The sequence below is a fragment of the Pseudomonas sp. PSPC2-3 genome, assembly GCF_049898265.1.
Lineage (GTDB): Bacteria > Pseudomonadota > Gammaproteobacteria > Pseudomonadales > Pseudomonadaceae > Aquipseudomonas > Aquipseudomonas veronii.
Genome location: NZ_JAFCXJ010000003.1, coordinates 434,047 through 452,863, shown reverse-complemented (window position 1 = coordinate 452,863; position 18,817 = coordinate 434,047). Strand labels below are relative to the sequence as shown.

Sequence of the window (18,817 nt, the reverse complement as noted above, 5' to 3'; positions counted from 1 at the left end):
CAAGCCCCCTCTCACCTTGACCGGGTCTCTGCAGTAATTTCATGCAATATGTTGCTATCTAGCCCCCGCCATTGAAACCGCCGCTGGCCCGCCCCATCTAACTTGCATACTTCCTGATGCAGGTGCCCCATGAGCGACCAGCAAGATACCCCCGATTACGACGCCAACGAATACGCCGACCCTGAAAACGCCGAGGTTCACTCGTCCAATACCGGCCTGGCCCTGCCTGGGCAGAACCTGCCGGACAAGGTCTACATCATCCCGATTCACAATCGACCGTTCTTCCCGGCGCAAGTATTGCCGGTGATCGTCAATGAAGAGCCGTGGGCCGAAACCCTGGAGTTGGTGAGCAAATCCGACCATCACTCCCTGGCCCTGTTCTTCATGGACACGCCGCCCGAAGACCCGCGGCATTTCGACACCTCCGCGCTGCCGCTGTACGGCACCCTGGTCAAGGTCCACCACGCCAGCCGCGAAAACGGCAAACTGCAATTCGTCGCCCAGGGCCTGACCCGCGTGCGGATTCGCACCTGGCTCAAGCACCATCGCCCACCGTACCTGGTGGAAGTCGAATACCCGCACCAGCCGACCGAGCCGACCGATGAGGTCAAGGCCTACGGCATGGCGCTGATCAATGCGATCAAGGAACTGCTGCCGCTCAACCCGCTGTACAGCGAAGAGTTGAAGAACTACCTCAACCGCTTCAGCCCCAACGACCCGTCGCCGCTGACCGACTTCGCCGCCGCCCTCACCTCCGCCACCGGCAATGAGTTGCAGGAAGTGCTGGACTGCGTGCCCATGCTCAAACGCATGGAAAAAGTCCTGCCGATGCTGCGCAAGGAAGTCGAAGTCGCGCGCCTGCAAAAAGAACTCTCCGCCGAGGTGAACCGCAAGATCGGCGAGCACCAGCGCGAATTCTTCCTCAAGGAACAGCTCAAGGTCATCCAGCAGGAGCTGGGCCTGACCAAGGACGACCGCAGCGCCGACGTCGAACAGTTCGAACAGCGCCTGGAAGGCAAAGTGCTGCCAGCCCAGGCGCAGAAACGCATTGATGAAGAACTGAACAAACTGTCGATCCTCGAAACCGGTTCGCCGGAATACGCGGTGACGCGCAACTACCTGGACTGGGCAACCTCGGTGCCGTGGGGCGTGTACGGCAAGGACAAGCTCGACCTGAAACATGCGCGCAAGGTCCTGGACAAACACCATGCCGGGCTGGACGACATCAAGAGTCGTATCCTCGAATTCCTCGCGGTGGGCGCTTATAAAGGCGAAGTCGCCGGTTCCATCGTGCTGCTGGTCGGCCCGCCGGGCGTGGGCAAGACCAGCGTGGGTAAATCGATTGCCGAATCCCTCGGGCGGCCGTTCTATCGCTTCAGCGTCGGCGGCATGCGCGACGAGGCCGAGATCAAGGGCCATCGCCGCACCTACATCGGCGCCCTGCCCGGCAAGCTGGTGCAGGCGCTCAAAGATGTGGAAGTGATGAACCCGGTGATCATGCTCGACGAGATCGACAAGATGGGCCAGAGCTTCCAGGGCGACCCGGCTTCGGCGCTGCTGGAAACCCTCGACCCGGAACAGAACGTCGAATTCCTCGACCACTACCTGGACCTGCGCCTGGACCTGTCGAAAGTGCTGTTCGTGTGTACCGCCAACACCCTCGACTCGATCCCAGGCCCCCTGCTGGACCGCATGGAAGTGATTCGCCTGTCGGGCTATATCACCGAAGAAAAAGTCGCCATCGCCAAGCGCCACCTGTGGCCTAAGCAGTTGGAAAAAGCCGGCGTGTCGAAAAACAGCCTGACCATCAGCGACGGCGCCCTGCGCGCATTGATCGACGGCTACGCCCGCGAAGCCGGGGTGCGCCAGTTGGAGAAACAACTGGGCAAGCTGGTGCGCAAGGCGGTGGTCAAGCTGCTGGATGAGCCGGACGCGGTGATCAAGATCGGCACCAAGGACCTGGAAAGCTCCCTGGGCATCCCGGTGTTCCGCAACGAACAAGTGCTGTCTGGCGTCGGCGTGATCACCGGCCTGGCCTGGACCAGCATGGGCGGCGCGACCCTGCCGATCGAGGCGACCCGCATCCACACGCTCAACCGCGGCTTCAAGCTCACCGGGCAGTTGGGTGAGGTGATGAAAGAATCCGCTGAAATCGCCTACAGCTACGTCAGCTCCAACCTGAAATCGTTTGGCGGTGATCCGAAGTTCTTCGATGAAGCCTTCGTCCACCTGCACGTCCCCGAAGGCGCCACGCCGAAGGACGGCCCCAGCGCTGGCGTGACCATGGCCAGTGCGCTGTTGTCGCTGGCGCGCAACCAGCCACCGAAGAAAGGCGTGGCCATGACCGGCGAGCTGACGCTGACCGGGCATGTCCTGCCGATTGGCGGGGTGCGTGAGAAGGTGATCGCGGCGCGGCGCCAGAAGATTCACGAGCTGATCTTGCCGGAGCCGAATCGCGGCAGCTTTGAGGAATTGCCGGAGTATCTGAAGGAAGGGATGACCGTCCACTTCGCCAAGCGCTTTGCGGATGTGGCCAAGGTGCTGTTCTGATCGTCCTTTAGCGCTTGGGCGGGCGTCATCGCGCGCAAGCCCGCTCCCACACTTGACCGAGTACATCCTTTGGAAGGCGGCCAAGATGTGGGAGCGGGCTTGCGCGCGATGGCGTCCGTCGCCGCCCTCTTGTCACACCCTGTCGCATCTTCGGTTATGCTCGCCCTTCGTCGCACATCAACGGAGTCTTCATGACCGCTGCCCGCCTGCTTCTCCCCTTGAGCCTTGCCCTGCTGGCCGCGTGCGCCAGTGCCCCGCAGCAAAACGTCAGCGTGGAAAAACAGAGCGCCTGCCCGCTCCAGCTCAAAAACGGACAAAACCTGATCCTGACCCTGCCAAGCAACCCCACCACCGGCTACCGCTGGGCCATTCAGGATTCCGCCGGCGGCGTGCTGCGCGCCCTGGGGCCCGAGGTCTACAGCAGCACGGAATCCGGCGTGATCGGCGGCGGCGGCCAGTCCACCTGGCGCTTCCAGGCCTTTGCGGCCGGCCAGGGCCGTTTGCGCCTGACCTCCCAGCAACCCTGGGAACCGGAAGCCGAACCGGCCGAGACGTTCGACTGCGCCATCACGGTGAACTGATATGCCATGGCTGATTCTTGCGTTGATGGGCGCCGGCACCTTTATCTACGGCCTGACCGTCCACGCGGCGTTACTGTGCCTGCTGGTCAAACCGTTGCCGGTGCTGGCGCTGCTGGGCTGGCTGCATGATGCGCCGCCGAGCGACTATCGACGCTGGATCAGCCTGGGGCTGATTTTCTCCCTGGTCGGCGATGTGTTGCTGGCGTGGCCGGGCGACTTGTTTATCTTTGGCCTGGGCGCGTTTCTGTGCGCGCACCTGGCGTACCTCAAAGCCTATTTCAGCGACTGCCGACGCTTGGCATGGCTGCCGTTGGTGCTGGCGCTGGGCGTCGGCGCGATGCTGCTGAGCATCCTGATCGCCCATGGCCTTGGCGACTTGCTGATTCCAGTGGTGGTCTACGCCTTGGTGATCAGCGCGATGCTCTGGCGGGCGCTGGCGCGACTGGGCAGCGCGGTGCCCAAGCGTTCGGCGCTACTGGCGGCGGCGGGGGCCGTATCGTTTGTGGTTTCCGACACGCTGATCGGTATCAATCGCTTTGTGCTGAGCTTCGACGCGGCGCCGTATCTGCTGATCGCCACTTACTGGCTCGGCCAATGGGGCATCACCGCCTCGGCGTTCCATCAGACAACCCGCGCATCCAAGGAGCAACTTGGCTAAAATGCCCGCCTTTCCCCCCTCGTCGCCGGAACAACCGTGAGCAAAGAACCCGATCGCCTATTCGCCCAGCCCCTGCCCCAGGTGCCGGACTTCGCCTTTAACGAAGACGTGGTGCGGGTGTTCCCGGACATGATCAAGCGCTCGGTGCCCGGTTATCCGACCATCGTCGAAAACCTCGGCGTGCTCGCCGCGCAGTTCGCCCAGCCCAACAGTGTGCTGTACGACCTGGGGTCCTCCCTCGGCGCGGTCACCCAGGCGTTGCGCCGCCACGTGCGTACCGACGGCTGCCACGTCATCGCGGTGGATAATTCGACGGCGATGGTCGAGCGCTGCCGCGAGTACCTCAATGGCCAGGACTCGATGTTCCAGGAGTTGCTGCCGGTCCAGGTGATCGAGGGCGATATCCTCGCGCTGCAGTTCCAGCCGGCCTCGGTGGTGGCGCTGAACTTCACCCTGCAATTCATCGCCCCCGATCAGCGCCTGGCGTTGCTCGGGCGCATCCGCCAGGCGTTGTTGCCCGGCGGTGCGCTGATCCTCTCGGAAAAGCTGCGCTTCAATGACCTTGAAGAACACGCGCTGCTCACCGACCTGCACATCGCGTTCAAACGCGCCAACGGCTACAGCGAGCTGGAAATCGCCCAGAAGCGCAGCGCCATCGAAAACGTCATGAAGCCCGACAGCCTCGAAGAACACCGCGAACGCCTGCTGGCGGCCGGGTTCTCGAAAGTCGTGCCGTGGTTCCAGTGTCTTAACTTTGCCTCGTTGATTGCCTTGCCATGATTGATCTGTCCCCCCTCGCCCGCCATCTGGTCGGCACTCCCCTGGCCGTGTGGGCCCAGGGCCTGCAAGCGCAACTCGATAGCAAGATGGAAAAGGGGCATGGCGACCTGGAGCGCTGGCAGAGCGCGCTGGATGCATTGCCGAAGATCCAGCCCAGCGAAGTCGATTTGCTCAATGGCCTGACCCTCGACAGCGATTGCGACGACGCCACGCGCGCGCAGATGCACAGCGCATTGATGGGCCTGTGCCCGTGGCGCAAGGGCCCGTTCCACTTGTTCGGCGTGCATGTGGACACCGAATGGCGTTCGGACTGGAAGTGGTCGCGGGTCGCGCCGCACCTGGACCTGAAGGGCAAGCGCATTCTCGATGTAGGCTGCGGCAATGGGTATTACATGTGGCGCATGCTCGGCGCCGGTGCCGACAGTGTGATCGGCGTGGACCCGAACTGGCTGTTCTTCTGCCAGTTCCAGGCGGTGCAACGTTACCTGTCGGCGCCGAACGCCTGGCACCTGCCGTTCCCGTTCGAGGACTTGCCGGCGAACCTGGAAGGCTTCGACACTGTGTTTTCCATGGGCGTGTTCTACCACCGTCGTTCACCGATCGAGCATTTGCTGGCGCTGAAAGACTGCCTGGTCAAAGGCGGTGAACTGGTGCTGGAAACGCTGGTGATCGAAGGCGATCAGCAACAGGTGCTGGTGCCGGAAGACCGCTACGCGCAGATGCGCAACGTGTGGTTCCTGCCATCGGTGCCGGCGTTGATGCTGTGGCTGCGCCGGGCCGGGTTCAGTGAGGTGCGCTGTGTGGATGTGAGTGTGACCACGGTTGAAGAACAGCGCGGGACGGAGTGGATGAAGTATCAGTCGCTGAGTGACTTCCTCGACCCGGACGATCACAGCAAGACCATCGAAGGGCTGCCGGCGCCGATGCGGGCGGTGATCATCGCCAGGAAGTGACCCCAATCTCCCTGAAAAAATGAAGATCAAAAATGTGGGAGGGGGCTTGCCCCCGATAGCAGTGTGTCAGTCAGCTTATCTATAGCTGACCCACCGCCATCGGGGGCAAGCCCCCTCCCACATTTGGTCATCAGTGTTCTTTAGAGGGCTGGTTTGGCTCTGCGGGCCTTGAAGAACTCGCTCAACACCGCCCCGCATTCCTCGGCCAGTACCCCGCCTTCAAACAGCACTCGATGGTTGAGAAAGCCCTGGGTAAAAAACTGCCCTTGGCTTTGCACAATCCCCGCCTTCGGCTCCAGTGCGCCGTAGACCACCCGCGCAATGCGCGAATGCACGATCAGGCCCGCGCACATGCTGCACGGTTCCAGCGTCACATACAGCGTGCTGCCGGGCAGGCGATAGTTGCTCAGCGCCTGGGCGGCGGCGCGGATGGCGACCATTTCGGCATGGGCGCTGGGGTCGTTGCCGCTGATCGGGCAATTGAAGCCACGGCCGATGATCACACCGTCCTGCACCAGCACCGCGCCCACCGGCACTTCGCCCAACGCCGCGCCCTGTGCCGCCAGGGCCAGGGCTTCGCGCATGAAGTCCTGGTCGCGGCTGCGGTCGATGATCGCCGTGGGGCGAAACTGGCGCATCACGCTACCTCGATGGCGGCCATCAGGCCGGTTTCCATGTGGTCGATCACATGGCAGTGGAACATCCACACGCCCGGGTTATCCGCCACCAGCGCGACGCGGGCACGTTCGTTCTTGCCCAGCAGGTAGGTGTCGGTGAAGTACGGAATCACCGTGTGGCGGTTCGAAGCGATCACCTTGAAGCTCATGCCGTGCAGGTGGATCGGGTGCTGGTATTGGGTCATGTTTTTCAGTTCGAAAATGTAGCTTTTGCCCTTCTCCAGCTTGGCAATCGGGCGGTCGGCGCAGGCCTTGTCGGTGATGTCCCAGGCCTGGCCGTTGATCTGCCACAGGCTCGGCGGTTTGCCGTTGTCGACGTTGACCGACACCGAACCGACCCATTCGAAATTGAAGTTGAGTTTCTCGGCGTTGGCCAGGTCCGGCTCGCTGATCGGATTGGCGGGCAGCGCCGGCGGCCATGCGCTCGGCGCGTCGGCGTTGGCCACCGAACGGAACGTGCCCAGGCGCACCGGGCCGTTGCGGATCGACAATTCTTCGCCCGCCGGCGGGGCCTTGATCGCCAGGCAGAGGCGCATGCCCGGGCCGAGCCAGTATTCCTTGCCCAAGGGGCGCGGCTCGATGGGGTTGCCGTCCAGCGCATAGATCTGCGCGTCGGCGTCGGGAATATTGAGGCGATAGGTCAGCGTGTTGTCGAGGTTGAGCAAGCGCACGCGGGTGATCTGCCCGGCCGGCAAATCGATCACCGCCTGGGCCACGCCATTGATGGTCGACAGGCGCCCGGCCGTACCGCCACGCGCCGCTTCACGGGGCACGCTGAAGGCGACAAAGGCGCCCTCTTCGTCGACGTGCCAGCTTTTCAGGCTGAGGGTGCGTTCGTGCTTGAAACCGGTGGGTTCGCGCTCTTCCACGATCAGCGGGCCGACCAGGCCACGGCCGAGTTCTTCGCTGCTGTTCACATGGGGGTGATACCAGTAGCTGCCGGCGTCGGGCACGCGGAACTTGTAGTCGAAGTATTCGCCGGGCAACACCGGCAATTGCGAGACGTAGGGCACGCCGTCCATTTCCAGCGGCAGGCGGATGCCATGCCAATGGATGGTGGTGGCGACCGGCAGGTGGTTGATGAAACGCACCCGCAGCCATTCGCCCTGGCGCACGCGCAGCTCGGTGCCGGGGGCCGATGGGCCGAACGCCCAGGCTTGGGTCTTGTGCCCCGGTACCAGTTCCACATCGAGGGGCGCGGCGATCAGTTCGTAGTCGTGTCCCGCCTCGGCCTCGGCGACTTTCCCCAGCCAGTAGCGGTAGCCGCCACCGGCACCGACGCCCACTACGGCCAGGCCGGCAAGACCACCCAGGATTTGTCGACGGGAAAAGGATCGGGACACAACAACCTCACGTATCTGCTGCGGGCCGGGGGCCTGCAAAGGGCAGATACGATACACCTGCGACGGCTAAACAGTAAGACTTCGCATTGCCGCATGCCAAAAACACCGAAGGCTAATGTGGGAGGGGGCTTGCTCCCGATTGCGGTGGGTCAGCTATAGATGAGTTGACTGACACATCGCTATCGGGGGCAAGCCCCCTCCCACATTGGATCTTCATTGCTTTTAGTGTTTGGCAGCGGCCAGGATCAGGGCCTTCATCTCGGCGACCGCACCTTTGAAACCGACGAACAGCGCATGCGCCACCAGCGCGTGGCCGATGTTCAGCTCGTTGATGCCCTTGATCGCCGCCACGGCTTCGACGTTGTGGTAATGCAGGCCATGGCCGGCGTTGACGATCAGGCCTTCACGCAGACCTTGGGCCACGCCGTCGATAATGCGCTGCAACTCGGCGGCGACTTCGCTCGGCGTGGTCGCATCGGCATAACGCCCGGTGTGCAATTCGATGGCCGGCGCACCGACCCGGTGCGCGGCTTCGATCTGGCGCTCGTCGGCGTCGATGAACAGCGAGACTTCGCTGCCGATCTGCGACAGACGCTCCACCGCAGCCTTGATCCGCGCTTCCTGGCCGGCTACGTCGAGGCCGCCTTCGGTGGTCAGTTCCTGACGGGTCTCCGGCACCAGGCAGATATGCGCCGGGCGGATGCGCTCGGCGAACGCCATCATTTCTTCGGTGACGCCCATTTCGAAGTTCATGCGGGTTTGCAGCACGTCCTTGAGCAGCAGCACGTCGCGCTCCTGGATGTGACGGCGGTCTTCGCGCAGGTGTACGGTGATGCCGTCGGCGCCCGCTTCTTCGGCGTCCAGCGCGGCTTTGACCGGGTCTGGGTAACGGGTGCCCCGGGCCTGGCGCAGCGTGGCGACGTGGTCGATATTGACGCCGAGAAGAATGCGATTGCTGGTGGTCACGGAAGCGCTCCTGAAAAGGGGAAAGAAACGCTGCACAGCATACACGGGGTTGTCAGGGCTTTCGAAACAACTCGCGACTGACCAGCGGCCGCCCGCCCAGATGCACGGCCAGGGCCTGGCGCATCAGGCGCTTGGCGGCGGACAAGGCGCCGGGGGCGCTCCAGTCGGCTTCGCTCATGGCCAGCAGCTCGGTGCCCTGGAACAGGCCGGGTTGCAGCAGGTAAACGCGCTCCAGGCCGGCGTCGACCTGCAGACGATACATGCCGTCGGCGGCAATGGGTTCGCCATGCAGGTCGTTACTCAGTTCGAAGCCATAGCCGAGGTCGTCGAGCAGGCGCCATTCGAACGCGCGCAACAGCGGCTCCAGCGGACGGCCTTCGGCCAGGGCCAGCAGCGTCGCGGCGTAGTGATCGAAGACCGCCGGGTGCGGGTCTTCGGCCGGCAGCAGGCGGATCAGCAATTCATTGAGATAGAGGCCACTGAACAGCGCTTCGCCATTGAGCCAGGCAGAGTTGCCGACGCTTTCCAGTCGGCCGACGTTTTTCAGCTCGCCCTTGCCACGAAACTCCACGTCCAGCGCCACGAATGGCCGCGCCAACGTGCCCGCCTTGCCCCGCGCACTGCGCAACACCGCGCGCAGGCGACCTTGGGGCGTGAGGAAGTCCACCAAGGCGCTGGTCTCGCGGTAGGCGCGGCTGTGCAGCACGTAGGCGGGCTGGCTGGGAGGCGGGGTTGAGGACATGGGTTCTCGTTGCTGGAATGCACTAGTGAAAACGACACAAACCTAATGTGGGAGGGGGCTTGCCCCCGATGGCGGTGGCTCAGTCAAAATATTTAGTGACTGACACTCTGCTATCGGGGGCAAGCCCCCTCCCACATTTTTTGCCCTGCGGTGTTCTTACAGGTCGCCGTAACCCAGGGAGCGCAATGCGCGCTCATCATCGGACCAGCCACCCTTCACCTTCACCCACAGGTTCAGCATGATCTTGGAATCAAACAGCAATTCCATGTCCTTGCGCGCTTCGGTGCCGATGCGCTTGATGCGCTCGCCCTTGTCGCCAATGATGATTTTCTTCTGGCCGTCACGTTCGACGAGGATCAGCGCATGGATATGCAGGGTTTTGCCCTGCTGCTTGAACTCTTCGATTTCGACGGTGATCTGGTACGGCAGCTCGGCGCCCATCTGGCGCATGATTTTCTCGCGTACCAGTTCGGCGGCGAGGAAACGGCTGCTGCGGTCGGTGATCTGGTCTTCCGGGAAGAAGTGCTCGTTCTCCGGCAGGTAGCCGGCGATCACGCGCTCCAGGGCGTCGAGGTTGTGCCCGTGCTGGGCCGAGATCGGCATGATCTGGGCATTCGGCAGTTGTTCCTGCAGCCAGCTCAGGTGCGGCATCAGCTCGGCTTTGTCTTCGATGCGGTCGGTCTTGTTCAGCGCGACGATCAACGGGCCGGTGACATATTGCACACGTTCGAGAACCATCTGGTCTTCGTCGGTCCACTTGGTGCGGTCGACCACGAAGATTACCACGTCGACGTCTTTCAACGCGGCCGAGGCGGTCTTGTTCATGTAGCGGTTCAGGGCTTTCTCGCCGCCTTTGTGCATGCCCGGGGTGTCGACGTAGACCGCTTGTACGGCGCCTTCGGTCTTGATGCCCAGCATGTTGTGGCGGGTGGTCTGCGGCTTGCGCGAGGTGATCGCAAGCTTCTGGCCGAGGATGTGGTTGAGCAGCGTGGACTTGCCCACGTTGGGACGGCCGACGATGGCGACATAGCCACAGCGTGTTGCGGTTGAATCAGTCATGGCCATTCTCCACGCCCAGGGCAATCAGTGCTGCAGCGGCCGCTACCTGTTCGGCAATACGACGGCTCACACCCTGACCTCGGCTTTTTTCATTCAATAAGGTGATTTCACATTCCACGAAAAAGACGCGGCAATGGGGCTCACCCTGGATATCCACCACTTCGTAGCGTGGCAGTTCGCACCCGCGGGACTGCAGGAATTCCTGCAGGCGGGTCTTGGGATCTTTGTTGGTGTCGACCAGGGTCAGGCTTTCGATCTCGGACGTCAGCCAGGCGGTGACGCGCGCCTTGGCCGCTTCCATGCCCGCATCCAGATAGATGGCGCCGATCAGCGCTTCAAGGGCGTCGGCCAGGATCGACTCGCGACGGAAACCGCCGCTTTTCAACTCACCGGAGCCCAGGCGCAGGTACTCGCCCAGGCCAAAACCACGGGCCAGCACGGCCAGGGTCTCGCCCTTCACCAGCCGCGCACGCAAGCGCGACAACTGGCCTTCACGGGCTTGCGGGAAGCGTTCGAAGAGCGCTTCACCGGCAACGAAATTGAGGATGGCGTCACCGAGGAATTCCAGGCGTTCGTTGTTACGCCCAGCAAAACTGCGGTGTGTGAGGGCAAGGACCATCAGTTCCTGGTCCTTGAAGGTGTAGCCGAGCAGGTGCTCGAGACGGCTTAGAGAAACGCTCACGGTTTACCCATATCTGTTTGGTGGCACCGGCGGCCATCGACGATTGACGCAGTGTTCAAATTCAAATCCTGATTGGTGCTGCATGAGGCCGGAAATTGTCCCAGCCCCAGAAAAGCATTCGGCGCTGTGATCACAGCGCCGTCTGTATTACTTGATCAGCCCGACCCGCGAGAAGTTCGGCAGGTGGCTGAGCTTGGGTTCCGGCCAGCTCATCCAGACCGCGAAGGCCTTGCCGACGATATTCTGGTCGGGAACCATGCCCAGCAGGTCCTTGGGAATGGTGGGGTCATCCCAATAGCGGCTGTCGTTGGAGTTGTCGCGGTTGTCGCCCATCATGAAATAGTGCCCGGCCGGCACTTTCCATTCGCCATCGGGCATCGCGCGGTAGCGGCTCATTTCCTTGCGGATTTCGTGCTCCACCGCACCGAGTTTTTCCTGATACAGCTCGGCGCTGCCCAGGGTGTTCGGCTCGGCGCCCAGCAGCTTCTCGGCCACCGACTCGCCGTTGATGAACAGCCGCTTGTCGCTGGTATAGCGAATCACGTCACCCGGCAGGCCGACCACACGCTTGATGTAGTTGACGTTCGGATCGCTCGGGTAGCGGAACACCATCACGTCGCCGCGCTGCGGGTCACCGATCTCGATGACTTTCTTGTCGATCACCGGCAAGCGGATCCCGTAGGAAAACTTGTTCACCAGGATGAAGTCGCCCACGTCCAGGGTCGGTTTCATCGACCCCGACGGAATCTGGAACGGCTCCACCAGGAACGAACGCAGTACCAGCACGATGAACAGCACCGGAAAGAACGATTTGCCGTATTCAACCAGCAAAGGCTCTTTGTTCAGCTTCTCGATCACCACGACATCGGGCTGGCTGACGCTGCCCTGATAGGACGCGATAGCCGCCCGCCGACGCGGGGCGAAGAACACCAGATCGAGCAACGCCAGGAGTCCGCAAACGGCAACGGCGATGACCAGCAACAGCGGGAAATTTAGCGACATAGGACCTAACTATCCAACCTGAGCACCGCAAGGAAGGCTTCTTGTGGAATTTCCACGTTGCCCACTTGCTTCATGCGTTTTTTACCGGCCTTTTGCTTCTCAAGCAGCTTGCGCTTACGGCTGACGTCGCCACCGTAGCATTTGGCCAGTACGTTCTTTCTGAGTGCCTTGACGGAAGTCCGCGCAATGATCTGCCCGCCAATGGCGGCCTGGATCGCGACGTCGAACATCTGGCGCGGAATCAGTTCTTTCATCTTCTCGGTCAACTGTCGACCTTTGTAGTGCGCGTTGTCCTTGTGCACGATCAGTGCCAGGGCATCGACCTTGTCGCCGTTGATCAACACATCCAGTTTCACCAGATTAGCCGATTGGTAACGATCGAAATGGTAATCCAGCGAAGCATAGCCGCGACTGGTGGATTTGAGACGGTCGAAGAAGTCCAGGACCACTTCGTTCATCGGCAAATCGTAGGTCACTTGTACCTGGGTTCCGAGGAACAGCATGTCGTGCTGGATGCCGCGCTTCTCGATACACAGGGTAATGACGTTGCCCAGGTGCTCCTGCGGCACAAGAATATTGGCGCGCACGATCGGCTCACGCATGTCTTCGATGGAAGACAGGTCCGGGAGCTTGGACGGGTTGTCGACGTAAATCGTTTCACCGTTTTTCAGCAACAGCTCAAAAATAACGGTTGGCGCGGTGGTGATCAGGTCCAGGTCGTATTCGCGCTCAAGGCGCTCCTGGATGATCTCCATGTGCAGCATGCCGAGGAAGCCGCAACGGAAGCCGAAGCCCAGGGCGTCGGAGCTTTCCGGGGTGTACTGCAACGACGAGTCGTTGAGGGTCAGCTTCTGCAGGGCTTCGCGGAAGTCTTCGAAGTCGTCGGAGCTGACCGGGAACAGGCCGGCGTAGACCTGCGGCTGGATGCGTTTGAAGCCCGGCAGCACGTCGACGTCAGGGGTGCTGCTCAAGGTCAGGGTGTCACCCACCGGCGCGCCGTGGATGTCCTTGATGCCGGCGATGATGAAGCCGACTTCACCGGCTTTCAGATCAACGGTGGCAGTATGCTTCGGGTTGAACACACCGACGCTGTCCACCAGGTGGATCTTGCCGGTGGATTTGACCAGGATCTTGTCGCCTTTCTTCACACGGCCATGGCGCACGCGTACCAGGGAGACAACCCCCAGGTAGTTGTCGAACCAGGAGTCGATGATCAACGCCTGCAGCGGATCTTCGATGTTGCCGGTAGGCGCGGGGATGGTCTTGACCAGGCGCTCGAGCACTTCGTCGACGCCCAGGCCGGTCTTGGCGCTGCACTCGACGGCGTCGGTGGCGTCAATGCCGATGATTTTTTCGATTTCTTCCTTCACGCGGTCCGGATCGGCCTGCGGCAGGTCGATCTTGTTCAGCACCGGCATGACTTCCAGGCCTTGCTCGATGGCGGTGTAGCAGTTGGCCACGGACTGGGCTTCGACGCCCTGCCCCGCGTCCACCACCAGCAGCGCGCCTTCGCAGGCCGCCAGGGAACGGCTGACTTCATAGGTGAAGTCGACGTGGCCTGGGGTGTCGATGAAGTTCAGCTGGTACTTGATACCGTCTTTGGCGGTGTAGTACAGAGTCACGCTGTGGGCCTTGATGGTGATCCCGCGCTCGCGCTCGAGGTCCATGGAGTCCAGTACCTGGGCTTCCATTTCACGCTCGGCAAGGCCGCCGCACATCTGGATGAATCGATCGGCCAGCGTCGACTTGCCATGGTCAATGTGGGCGATGATGGAGAAATTGCGGATATGACTCAAATCACTCACGGATCAACACTCAAAAAGGCTGCAGGCAGACTGCCCGCTGAAAAATAGCCGGGAATTGTACCTGATGCTCGGGCAGGACGTCATCTTTGCTGACCAGAACAAAAATGCCCCGATCTCTCGAACGGGGCATTTTTTGCTCATAAGCGCAGGCTCACCCGGCGCGGCGCAGCAGCCAGAACCCGGCCAGGGCGCAGATCGCGGTCGGCACCAGCACCGCAAACAGCGGCGAGAAGCCGAACACCAGGCTCGACGGGCCAAGCAAATCCTGGGCAATACGGAAGGCAAAGCCCACCAGCACGCCGGTAAAGACCCGCTGACCGAGGGTCACGGAGCGCAACGGGCCGAAGATGAACGAGATCGCCATCAGCACCAGCGCGGCGGTGACCACCGGCTGCAGCACCTTGACCCAGAACGCCAGCCAGTAACGGCCGTTATTCAGGCCCTGATCCTTGAGGTAGTGGATATAACTCCACAAACCGGAGATCGGCAGGGCTTCCGGGATCATGACCACGGTATTGAGCAGTTCCGGCTTCAGGGCGATGTCCCATTGCTCGGTCGGCACACTGATCACTTCGGTGCTGGCCTTGATGCCTTGGCCCACATTGCGGAAGTAAGTGGTGGTGACATCACTCAGCGTCCATTTCTCAGCACTGTACTGCGCGCGCCTGGCGAAACTGGAGGTCAGCATGTGCCGCTCTTTGTCGAACGTGTAGCGCGTCACACCAATCAGCAGGCCGTCGGGCTGCACGGCGTTGATGTGGATGAATTCATCACCCTGACGGTGCCACAGGCCGTGCCTGGCGCTTTGCGCATCGCCCGAACCCTGGGCCAGGGCACGATTGGCCTGGGCAGTGGCTTCGGACGGTGGCGCCACGTACTCGCCGATCAGCACGCTGCACGCCATCAGCAACAGCATCGGTTTCATGACGGCCCAGACGATACGGCCGATGGAAACCCCGGCCGCACGCATGATCGTCAGCTCGCTGTTGCTGGCCAGGCCGCCCAGGCCGATCAGGCAGCCGATCAACCCGGCCATCGGCATCATTTCGTAGAGACGACGCGGGGCGGTCAGCGCCACGAAGCTCAATACGTCCGTCACGGTGTAGGTGTCGGTGACGTTGCCCACTTCATCAATGAAGGCGAACAACGACGCCAGCCCGAGAATGATGCCCAACACCGCCAGGATGGCGATCAGTACGCTGCTACCGATGTAGCGATCGAGCTTAGCCACGAGCCAACTCCTTCTGGCCACGACGGCTCTTCATTTTCAGACGTATAGGTTCCCAGTAGAGCAGCCCGAGGCCGATCATCAGGAAGACCCCGTGTACCCACCACAGGCCCAGGGTCGGCGACAGCTTGCCCTTTTCCAGGGAACCACGGGCGGAGATCAGGATGGTCAGGTAGGCCATGTACAGCAGGATCGCCGGCAGCAGCTTGAGGAAGCGGCCCTGGCGCGGGTTGACGCGGGACAGCGGCACGGCCATCAGCGTCACGATGAACACCAGCAACGGCAGGGAAATACGCCATTGCAGCTCGGCGATGGAGCGCAGTTCCGGGCTGCCGAAAAGCGACGACGTCGGGAGTGCATCGCGGTCGGTGACTTCTTCGCTGATATCAGGACGAGCCAGCATTACGCCATAAGTGTCGTATTTGATTGCCCGATAATCCGCCAGGCCCGGGCTGCCGTCATAGCGATAGCCATTTTCCAGGATCAGGTAACGGCTGCCGTCGGGGCGAACTTCCTGCCGGCCGCTGTCGGCCACCAGAATCGAAATGCCACGGTCTTTCTGGTTCTGCCCAAGGTTTTTCTGGGAAATGAACACGCCGCCGAGGTTGGCGCGGTCATCGGTCATGGTTTCGGTGTAGGTCACCCGCGTGCCGTCGTTGAGTGCCTGAAAGCGCCCGGGCTCGAGGGTGTCGAACTCAGTCATCGCGTCCTGTTTGTTCAACAGCAACTGGAACTGCATGGCACCTTGCGGCGCCAGGCTCATGCTCAACCAGGCCACCAGCAGGGCAACACCGGCGGCCGGCACCATGGTCATGGCCAGCAGACGCTGCTGGCTCATGCCGGTGGCCGAAAGCACAGTCATTTCACTTTCAAGGTACAACCGGCCGTAGGCCAGAAGAATGCCGAGGAACAGGCCGAGCGGCAGAATCAGCTGCAGAAAGCCAGGCAGGCGAAAGCCCATGATCAAGAACAGCGAGCCCGGATCCAGGGCGCCAGAAGCCGCCTGGGCAAGGAACTTGACGAAACGACCACTCATGATGATGACCAGCAATACCGCGCTCACGGCACTCAGGGTCAACAGGACTTCGCGGGACAGATAACGGAAGACAATCAAACCAGACACTCCAGGGTTGTCAGGCTAAGGCGGCCAAACAAGCAAGCATAACGAGTCGGCCCGTTTAAACAGGCCGGCTAAAAAGATTGCGCATTATCCTGTGATTGACCGCGCCTGTCACGGAGCTTACTCATGCGCGTACACAAAGCCTGCGGCAAGGGTTGTCAGGCTCCGCCGCCGAGGTTCAAACTGCGGCCTTTGTCGCTGGCGGTTTACACGGCTGCCAGGCTTTAAAAGCCGGAGCACACAGACTCCAGGCTCACAGACCTTTATAAGGGACCCGAACATGGAATTGGTTGTAAAAAGCGTTAGCCCCGAAACGTTGAAAACCGCCACCCTCGTGGTCGCTGTCGGCGAAGGCCGCAAGCTCGGCGTTGCGGCCAAACAACTCGACGAACTGAGCGGCGGCGCCATCAGCGCGGTCCTCAAGCGCGGCGACCTGGCCGGCAAGGTCGGCCAGAGCCTGCTGCTGCAAAGCCTGCCGAACCTGAAGGCCGAGCGCGTATTGCTGGTGGGCGTGGGCAAGGACGCCGAACTCGGCGACCGCCCGTTCCGCAAGATCATCAGCGGCATTCTCACCACCCTCAAGGGCCTGGGCGGCAGCGACGCGACGCTGGCACTCGATGAAATCGTGGTCAAGGGCCGTGACAGCTACGGCAAGACCCGCCTGCTGGCCGAAAGCCTGCTCGACGGCGGCTACATCTTCGACCAGTTCAAGAGCCAGAAAGCCGAACCGCGTGCCTTGAAGAAAGTCACCCTGCTGACCATCAAGGCCGCCCAGGCCGAAGTCGAACGCGCCGTGAGCCACGCCCAGGCCATCGCCGCCGGCATGTCGTTCACCCGCGACCTCGGCAACCTGCCGCCGAACATCTGCCACCCGACCTACCTGGGCGAGCAGGCCAAGGCGCTGGGCAAGGAATTCAAAAGCCTGAAAGTCGAAGTGCTGGATGAGAAGAAGATCAAGGAACTGGGCATGGGCTCGTTCTATGCGGTCGGCCAGGGCAGCGACCAGCCGCCACGCCTGATCGTGATGCAATACAACGGCGGCAAGAAGGCCGAGAAGCCTTACGCCCTGGTCGGTAAAGGCATCACCTTCGACACCGGCGGCATCAGCCTCAAGCCGGGCCTGGGCATGGATGAGATGAAGTACGACATGGGCGGCGCCGCCAGCGTGTTCGGCACCCTGCGCGCGGTGCTGGAGCTCAAGTTGCCGATCAACCTGGTGTGCATCCTGGCCTGCGCCGAGAACATGCCGAGCGGCGGCGCGGCCCGTCCGGGCGATATCGTCACCACCCTGAGCGGCCAGACCGTCGAAATCCTCAACACCGACGCCGAAGGCCGCCTGGTGCTGTGCGATGCGCTGACCTACGCCGAACGCTTCAAGCCACAGGCGGTGATCGACATCGCCACCTTGACCGGTGCCTGCATCGTTGCTCTCGGTTCCCACACTTCGGGTCTGCTGGGCAACAACGACGAGTTGATCGAGCAACTGCTCAGCGCCGGCAAGGCCGCCGATGACCGCGCCTGGCAACTGCCGCTGTTCGATGAGTACCAGGAACAGCTGGACAGCCCGTTCGCCGACATCGCCAACATCGGCGGCCCGAAAGCCGGCACCATCACTGCAGCCTGCTTCCTGTCGCGGTTCGCCAAGAACTTCAACTGGGCGCACCTGGACATCGCCGGCACCGCCTGGACCAGCGGCGGCAAGGACAAGGGTGCCACCGGCCGTCCGGTGCCTCTGCTGACCCAGTACCTGCTGGATCGCGCCAAGGCCTGAAAACCGTGACTCCGGGGCGGCGTTACCGCCGCCTCGGGCTCCAGGAACCGCAATGACCCAAGTTGACTTCTATATACTGCCCAGCGCCGATCCGCTCGCGCGCCTGGACTTTGCCTGCAAACTCACCGAAAAAGCCTGGCGCATGGGCCACCGCATCTACCTGCATTGCAGCGATGCCGCCCAACGCGACGAGCTCGACGCACGCCTGTGGCGCTTCAAGGGCGAAAGTTTCGTGCCCCACGGCCCTGCGGAAAGTGAACCCGACGGCCAGGTGGTCCTGGGCGTAGGCGACAGCTGCGGCGATCACCATGACCTGCTGGTCAACCTCGACCTGAAAGTCCCGGCCTTTGCCAAGGCGTTCGCCCGTGTGGCGGAAGTGGTGGTGGAAGATCCGGCTATTCGTCAGGCCGCGCGGGAGAGTTTCCGTTTCTATCGCGAACAGGGCTATCCTTTGCAGGATCACCGGCTACAACGACTTTGAGTGCATGATGGACACCCCGAACACGCTAAAAAAAGACGACCACCTGTTGGACGACCTGGAGTCGATCCGTCAGTTGCTGGGTGATGACAACCTTCAACCGCCGTTATTGACAGAAACCGTCAATGGCGACGTGCAGATCCCCTTGTTGTTCGACATGGTCGGCGCCAAGCCGGTTGAGCCGCTCGAACCGCAACCTGCGCCGGCCCCACCGGTTGTCGAAGCGGCGCCCGCTGCCGCGCCTGCCGAAAAAACCCCGGATGCCTTGCTGCTGCACCTGGACAACGAACTGCGCGCCGCCGCGCAACTGATCATGCAAGACGTGATCGACGACTTCGCCCCGCATATCGAAACCGAGATCAAGCGCCGGATGGATGCGCGGATGGAACGGTTGCTCAGCCAGTACCAGAATTAGCGCCCCT

General features: G+C 62.0%; 18 protein-coding genes. 8 read left to right on the top strand and 10 right to left on the bottom strand.

All coding sequences use genetic code 11. From position 1 onward, the window contains the following. The first annotated feature begins 129 nt into the window (after window positions 1-129). The 5 genes from lon (at window position 130) to cmoB (ending at window position 5,522) form a co-directional block, all read left to right on the top strand. A complete protein-coding gene (gene lon / locus ACP7E3_RS09525) occupies window positions 130-2,550 on the top strand; it encodes an endopeptidase La (protein ID WP_017844553.1) in 2,421 nt (806 codons plus the stop codon). 191 nt (window positions 2,551-2,741) lie between these two features. Further along, complete coding sequence (locus tag ACP7E3_RS09520) at window positions 2,742-3,131, top strand: protease inhibitor I42 family protein (RefSeq protein ID WP_017844552.1); 390 nt, start codon at window positions 2,742-2,744, stop codon at window positions 3,129-3,131. Between the two features lies 1 nt (window position 3,132). Beyond that, a complete protein-coding gene (locus ACP7E3_RS09515) occupies window positions 3,133-3,789 on the top strand; it encodes a lysoplasmalogenase (RefSeq protein ID WP_046384582.1) in 657 nt (218 codons plus the stop codon). 36 nt (window positions 3,790-3,825) lie between these two features. Further along, window positions 3,826-4,569: a carboxy-S-adenosyl-L-methionine synthase CmoA gene (gene cmoA / locus ACP7E3_RS09510; RefSeq protein ID WP_017844550.1), complete on the top strand. Its 744-nt coding sequence runs from the start codon at window positions 3,826-3,828 to the stop codon at window positions 4,567-4,569. Beyond that, window positions 4,566-5,522 (top strand): tRNA 5-methoxyuridine(34)/uridine 5-oxyacetic acid(34) synthase CmoB, encoded by a 957-nt coding sequence (gene cmoB, locus ACP7E3_RS09505; RefSeq protein WP_046384583.1) that lies wholly within the window; start codon window positions 4,566-4,568, stop codon window positions 5,520-5,522. Before cmoA ends, cmoB begins: the two co-directional genes overlap by 4 nt. Before the next feature lie 140 nt (window positions 5,523-5,662). On the opposite strand, the gene tadA is transcribed toward cmoB, so the two are convergent. From tadA to lptF, 10 genes are all read right to left on the bottom strand, one after another. Continuing rightward, the gene (gene tadA / locus ACP7E3_RS09500) at window positions 5,663-6,160 is read right to left on the bottom strand and encodes a tRNA adenosine(34) deaminase TadA (protein WP_046488595.1); all 498 of its coding nucleotides are present in this window, start codon (window positions 6,158-6,160) and stop codon (window positions 5,663-5,665) included. Next, window positions 6,160-7,542: a multicopper oxidase family protein gene (locus ACP7E3_RS09495; RefSeq protein WP_108525932.1), complete on the bottom strand. Its 1,383-nt coding sequence runs from the start codon at window positions 7,540-7,542 to the stop codon at window positions 6,160-6,162. The genes tadA and ACP7E3_RS09495 overlap by 1 nt, the downstream gene beginning before the upstream one ends. 222 nt (window positions 7,543-7,764) lie before the next feature. Further along, window positions 7,765-8,508, bottom strand: a complete 744-nt coding sequence (pdxJ, locus tag ACP7E3_RS09490; RefSeq protein WP_017844546.1) for a pyridoxine 5'-phosphate synthase — start codon at window positions 8,506-8,508, stop codon at window positions 7,765-7,767. 52 nt (window positions 8,509-8,560) lie between these two features. Beyond that, window positions 8,561-9,250, bottom strand: coding sequence for a DNA repair protein RecO (gene recO, locus ACP7E3_RS09485; protein ID WP_017844545.1), 690 nt, complete (start codon window positions 9,248-9,250; stop codon window positions 8,561-8,563). 156 nt (window positions 9,251-9,406) lie between these two features. Then, window positions 9,407-10,309 carry a GTPase Era gene (era, locus tag ACP7E3_RS09480; protein WP_426122939.1) on the bottom strand — a complete coding sequence of 301 codons (903 nt, stop codon included), beginning with the start codon at window positions 10,307-10,309 and terminating at the stop codon, window positions 9,407-9,409. Next, window positions 10,302-10,991, bottom strand: a complete 690-nt coding sequence (gene rnc, locus ACP7E3_RS09475) for a ribonuclease III (RefSeq protein ID WP_046384585.1) — start codon at window positions 10,989-10,991, stop codon at window positions 10,302-10,304. The genes era and rnc overlap by 8 nt, the downstream gene beginning before the upstream one ends. 147 nt (window positions 10,992-11,138) lie before the next feature. Further along, the gene (lepB, locus tag ACP7E3_RS09470; RefSeq protein ID WP_046384586.1) at window positions 11,139-11,993 is read right to left on the bottom strand and encodes a signal peptidase I; all 855 of its coding nucleotides are present in this window, start codon (window positions 11,991-11,993) and stop codon (window positions 11,139-11,141) included. Window positions 11,994-11,998: 5 nt separating this feature from the next. Continuing rightward, on the bottom strand, window positions 11,999-13,798 hold the full coding sequence (gene lepA / locus ACP7E3_RS09465) for a translation elongation factor 4 (protein ID WP_017844542.1): 1,800 nt from the start codon (window positions 13,796-13,798) through the stop codon (window positions 11,999-12,001). 151 nt (window positions 13,799-13,949) lie between these two features. Then, the gene (gene lptG / locus ACP7E3_RS09460; protein ID WP_057004311.1) at window positions 13,950-15,029 is read right to left on the bottom strand and encodes an LPS export ABC transporter permease LptG; all 1,080 of its coding nucleotides are present in this window, start codon (window positions 15,027-15,029) and stop codon (window positions 13,950-13,952) included. Continuing rightward, entirely contained in the window at window positions 15,022-16,140 is a 1,119-nt protein-coding gene (lptF, locus tag ACP7E3_RS09455) for an LPS export ABC transporter permease LptF (RefSeq protein WP_046384588.1), read from the bottom strand. The genes lptG and lptF overlap by 8 nt, the downstream gene beginning before the upstream one ends. A 286-nt stretch (window positions 16,141-16,426) precedes the next feature. Here lptF and ACP7E3_RS09450 point away from each other — a divergent pair, with 286 nt between their 5' ends. From ACP7E3_RS09450 to ACP7E3_RS09440, 3 genes are read left to right on the top strand one after another with little or no spacing between them, the layout of a single operon-like run. Beyond that, the gene (locus tag ACP7E3_RS09450; protein ID WP_017844539.1) at window positions 16,427-17,917 is read left to right on the top strand and encodes a leucyl aminopeptidase; all 1,491 of its coding nucleotides are present in this window, start codon (window positions 16,427-16,429) and stop codon (window positions 17,915-17,917) included. 52 nt (window positions 17,918-17,969) lie between these two features. Continuing rightward, on the top strand, window positions 17,970-18,398 hold the full coding sequence (locus tag ACP7E3_RS09445; protein ID WP_057004309.1) for a DNA polymerase III subunit chi: 429 nt from the start codon (window positions 17,970-17,972) through the stop codon (window positions 18,396-18,398). A gap of 7 nt (window positions 18,399-18,405) precedes the next feature. Next, on the top strand, window positions 18,406-18,810 hold the full coding sequence (locus ACP7E3_RS09440; protein ID WP_057004308.1) for a hypothetical protein: 405 nt from the start codon (window positions 18,406-18,408) through the stop codon (window positions 18,808-18,810). The last annotated feature ends 7 nt before the right edge of the window (window positions 18,811-18,817 follow it).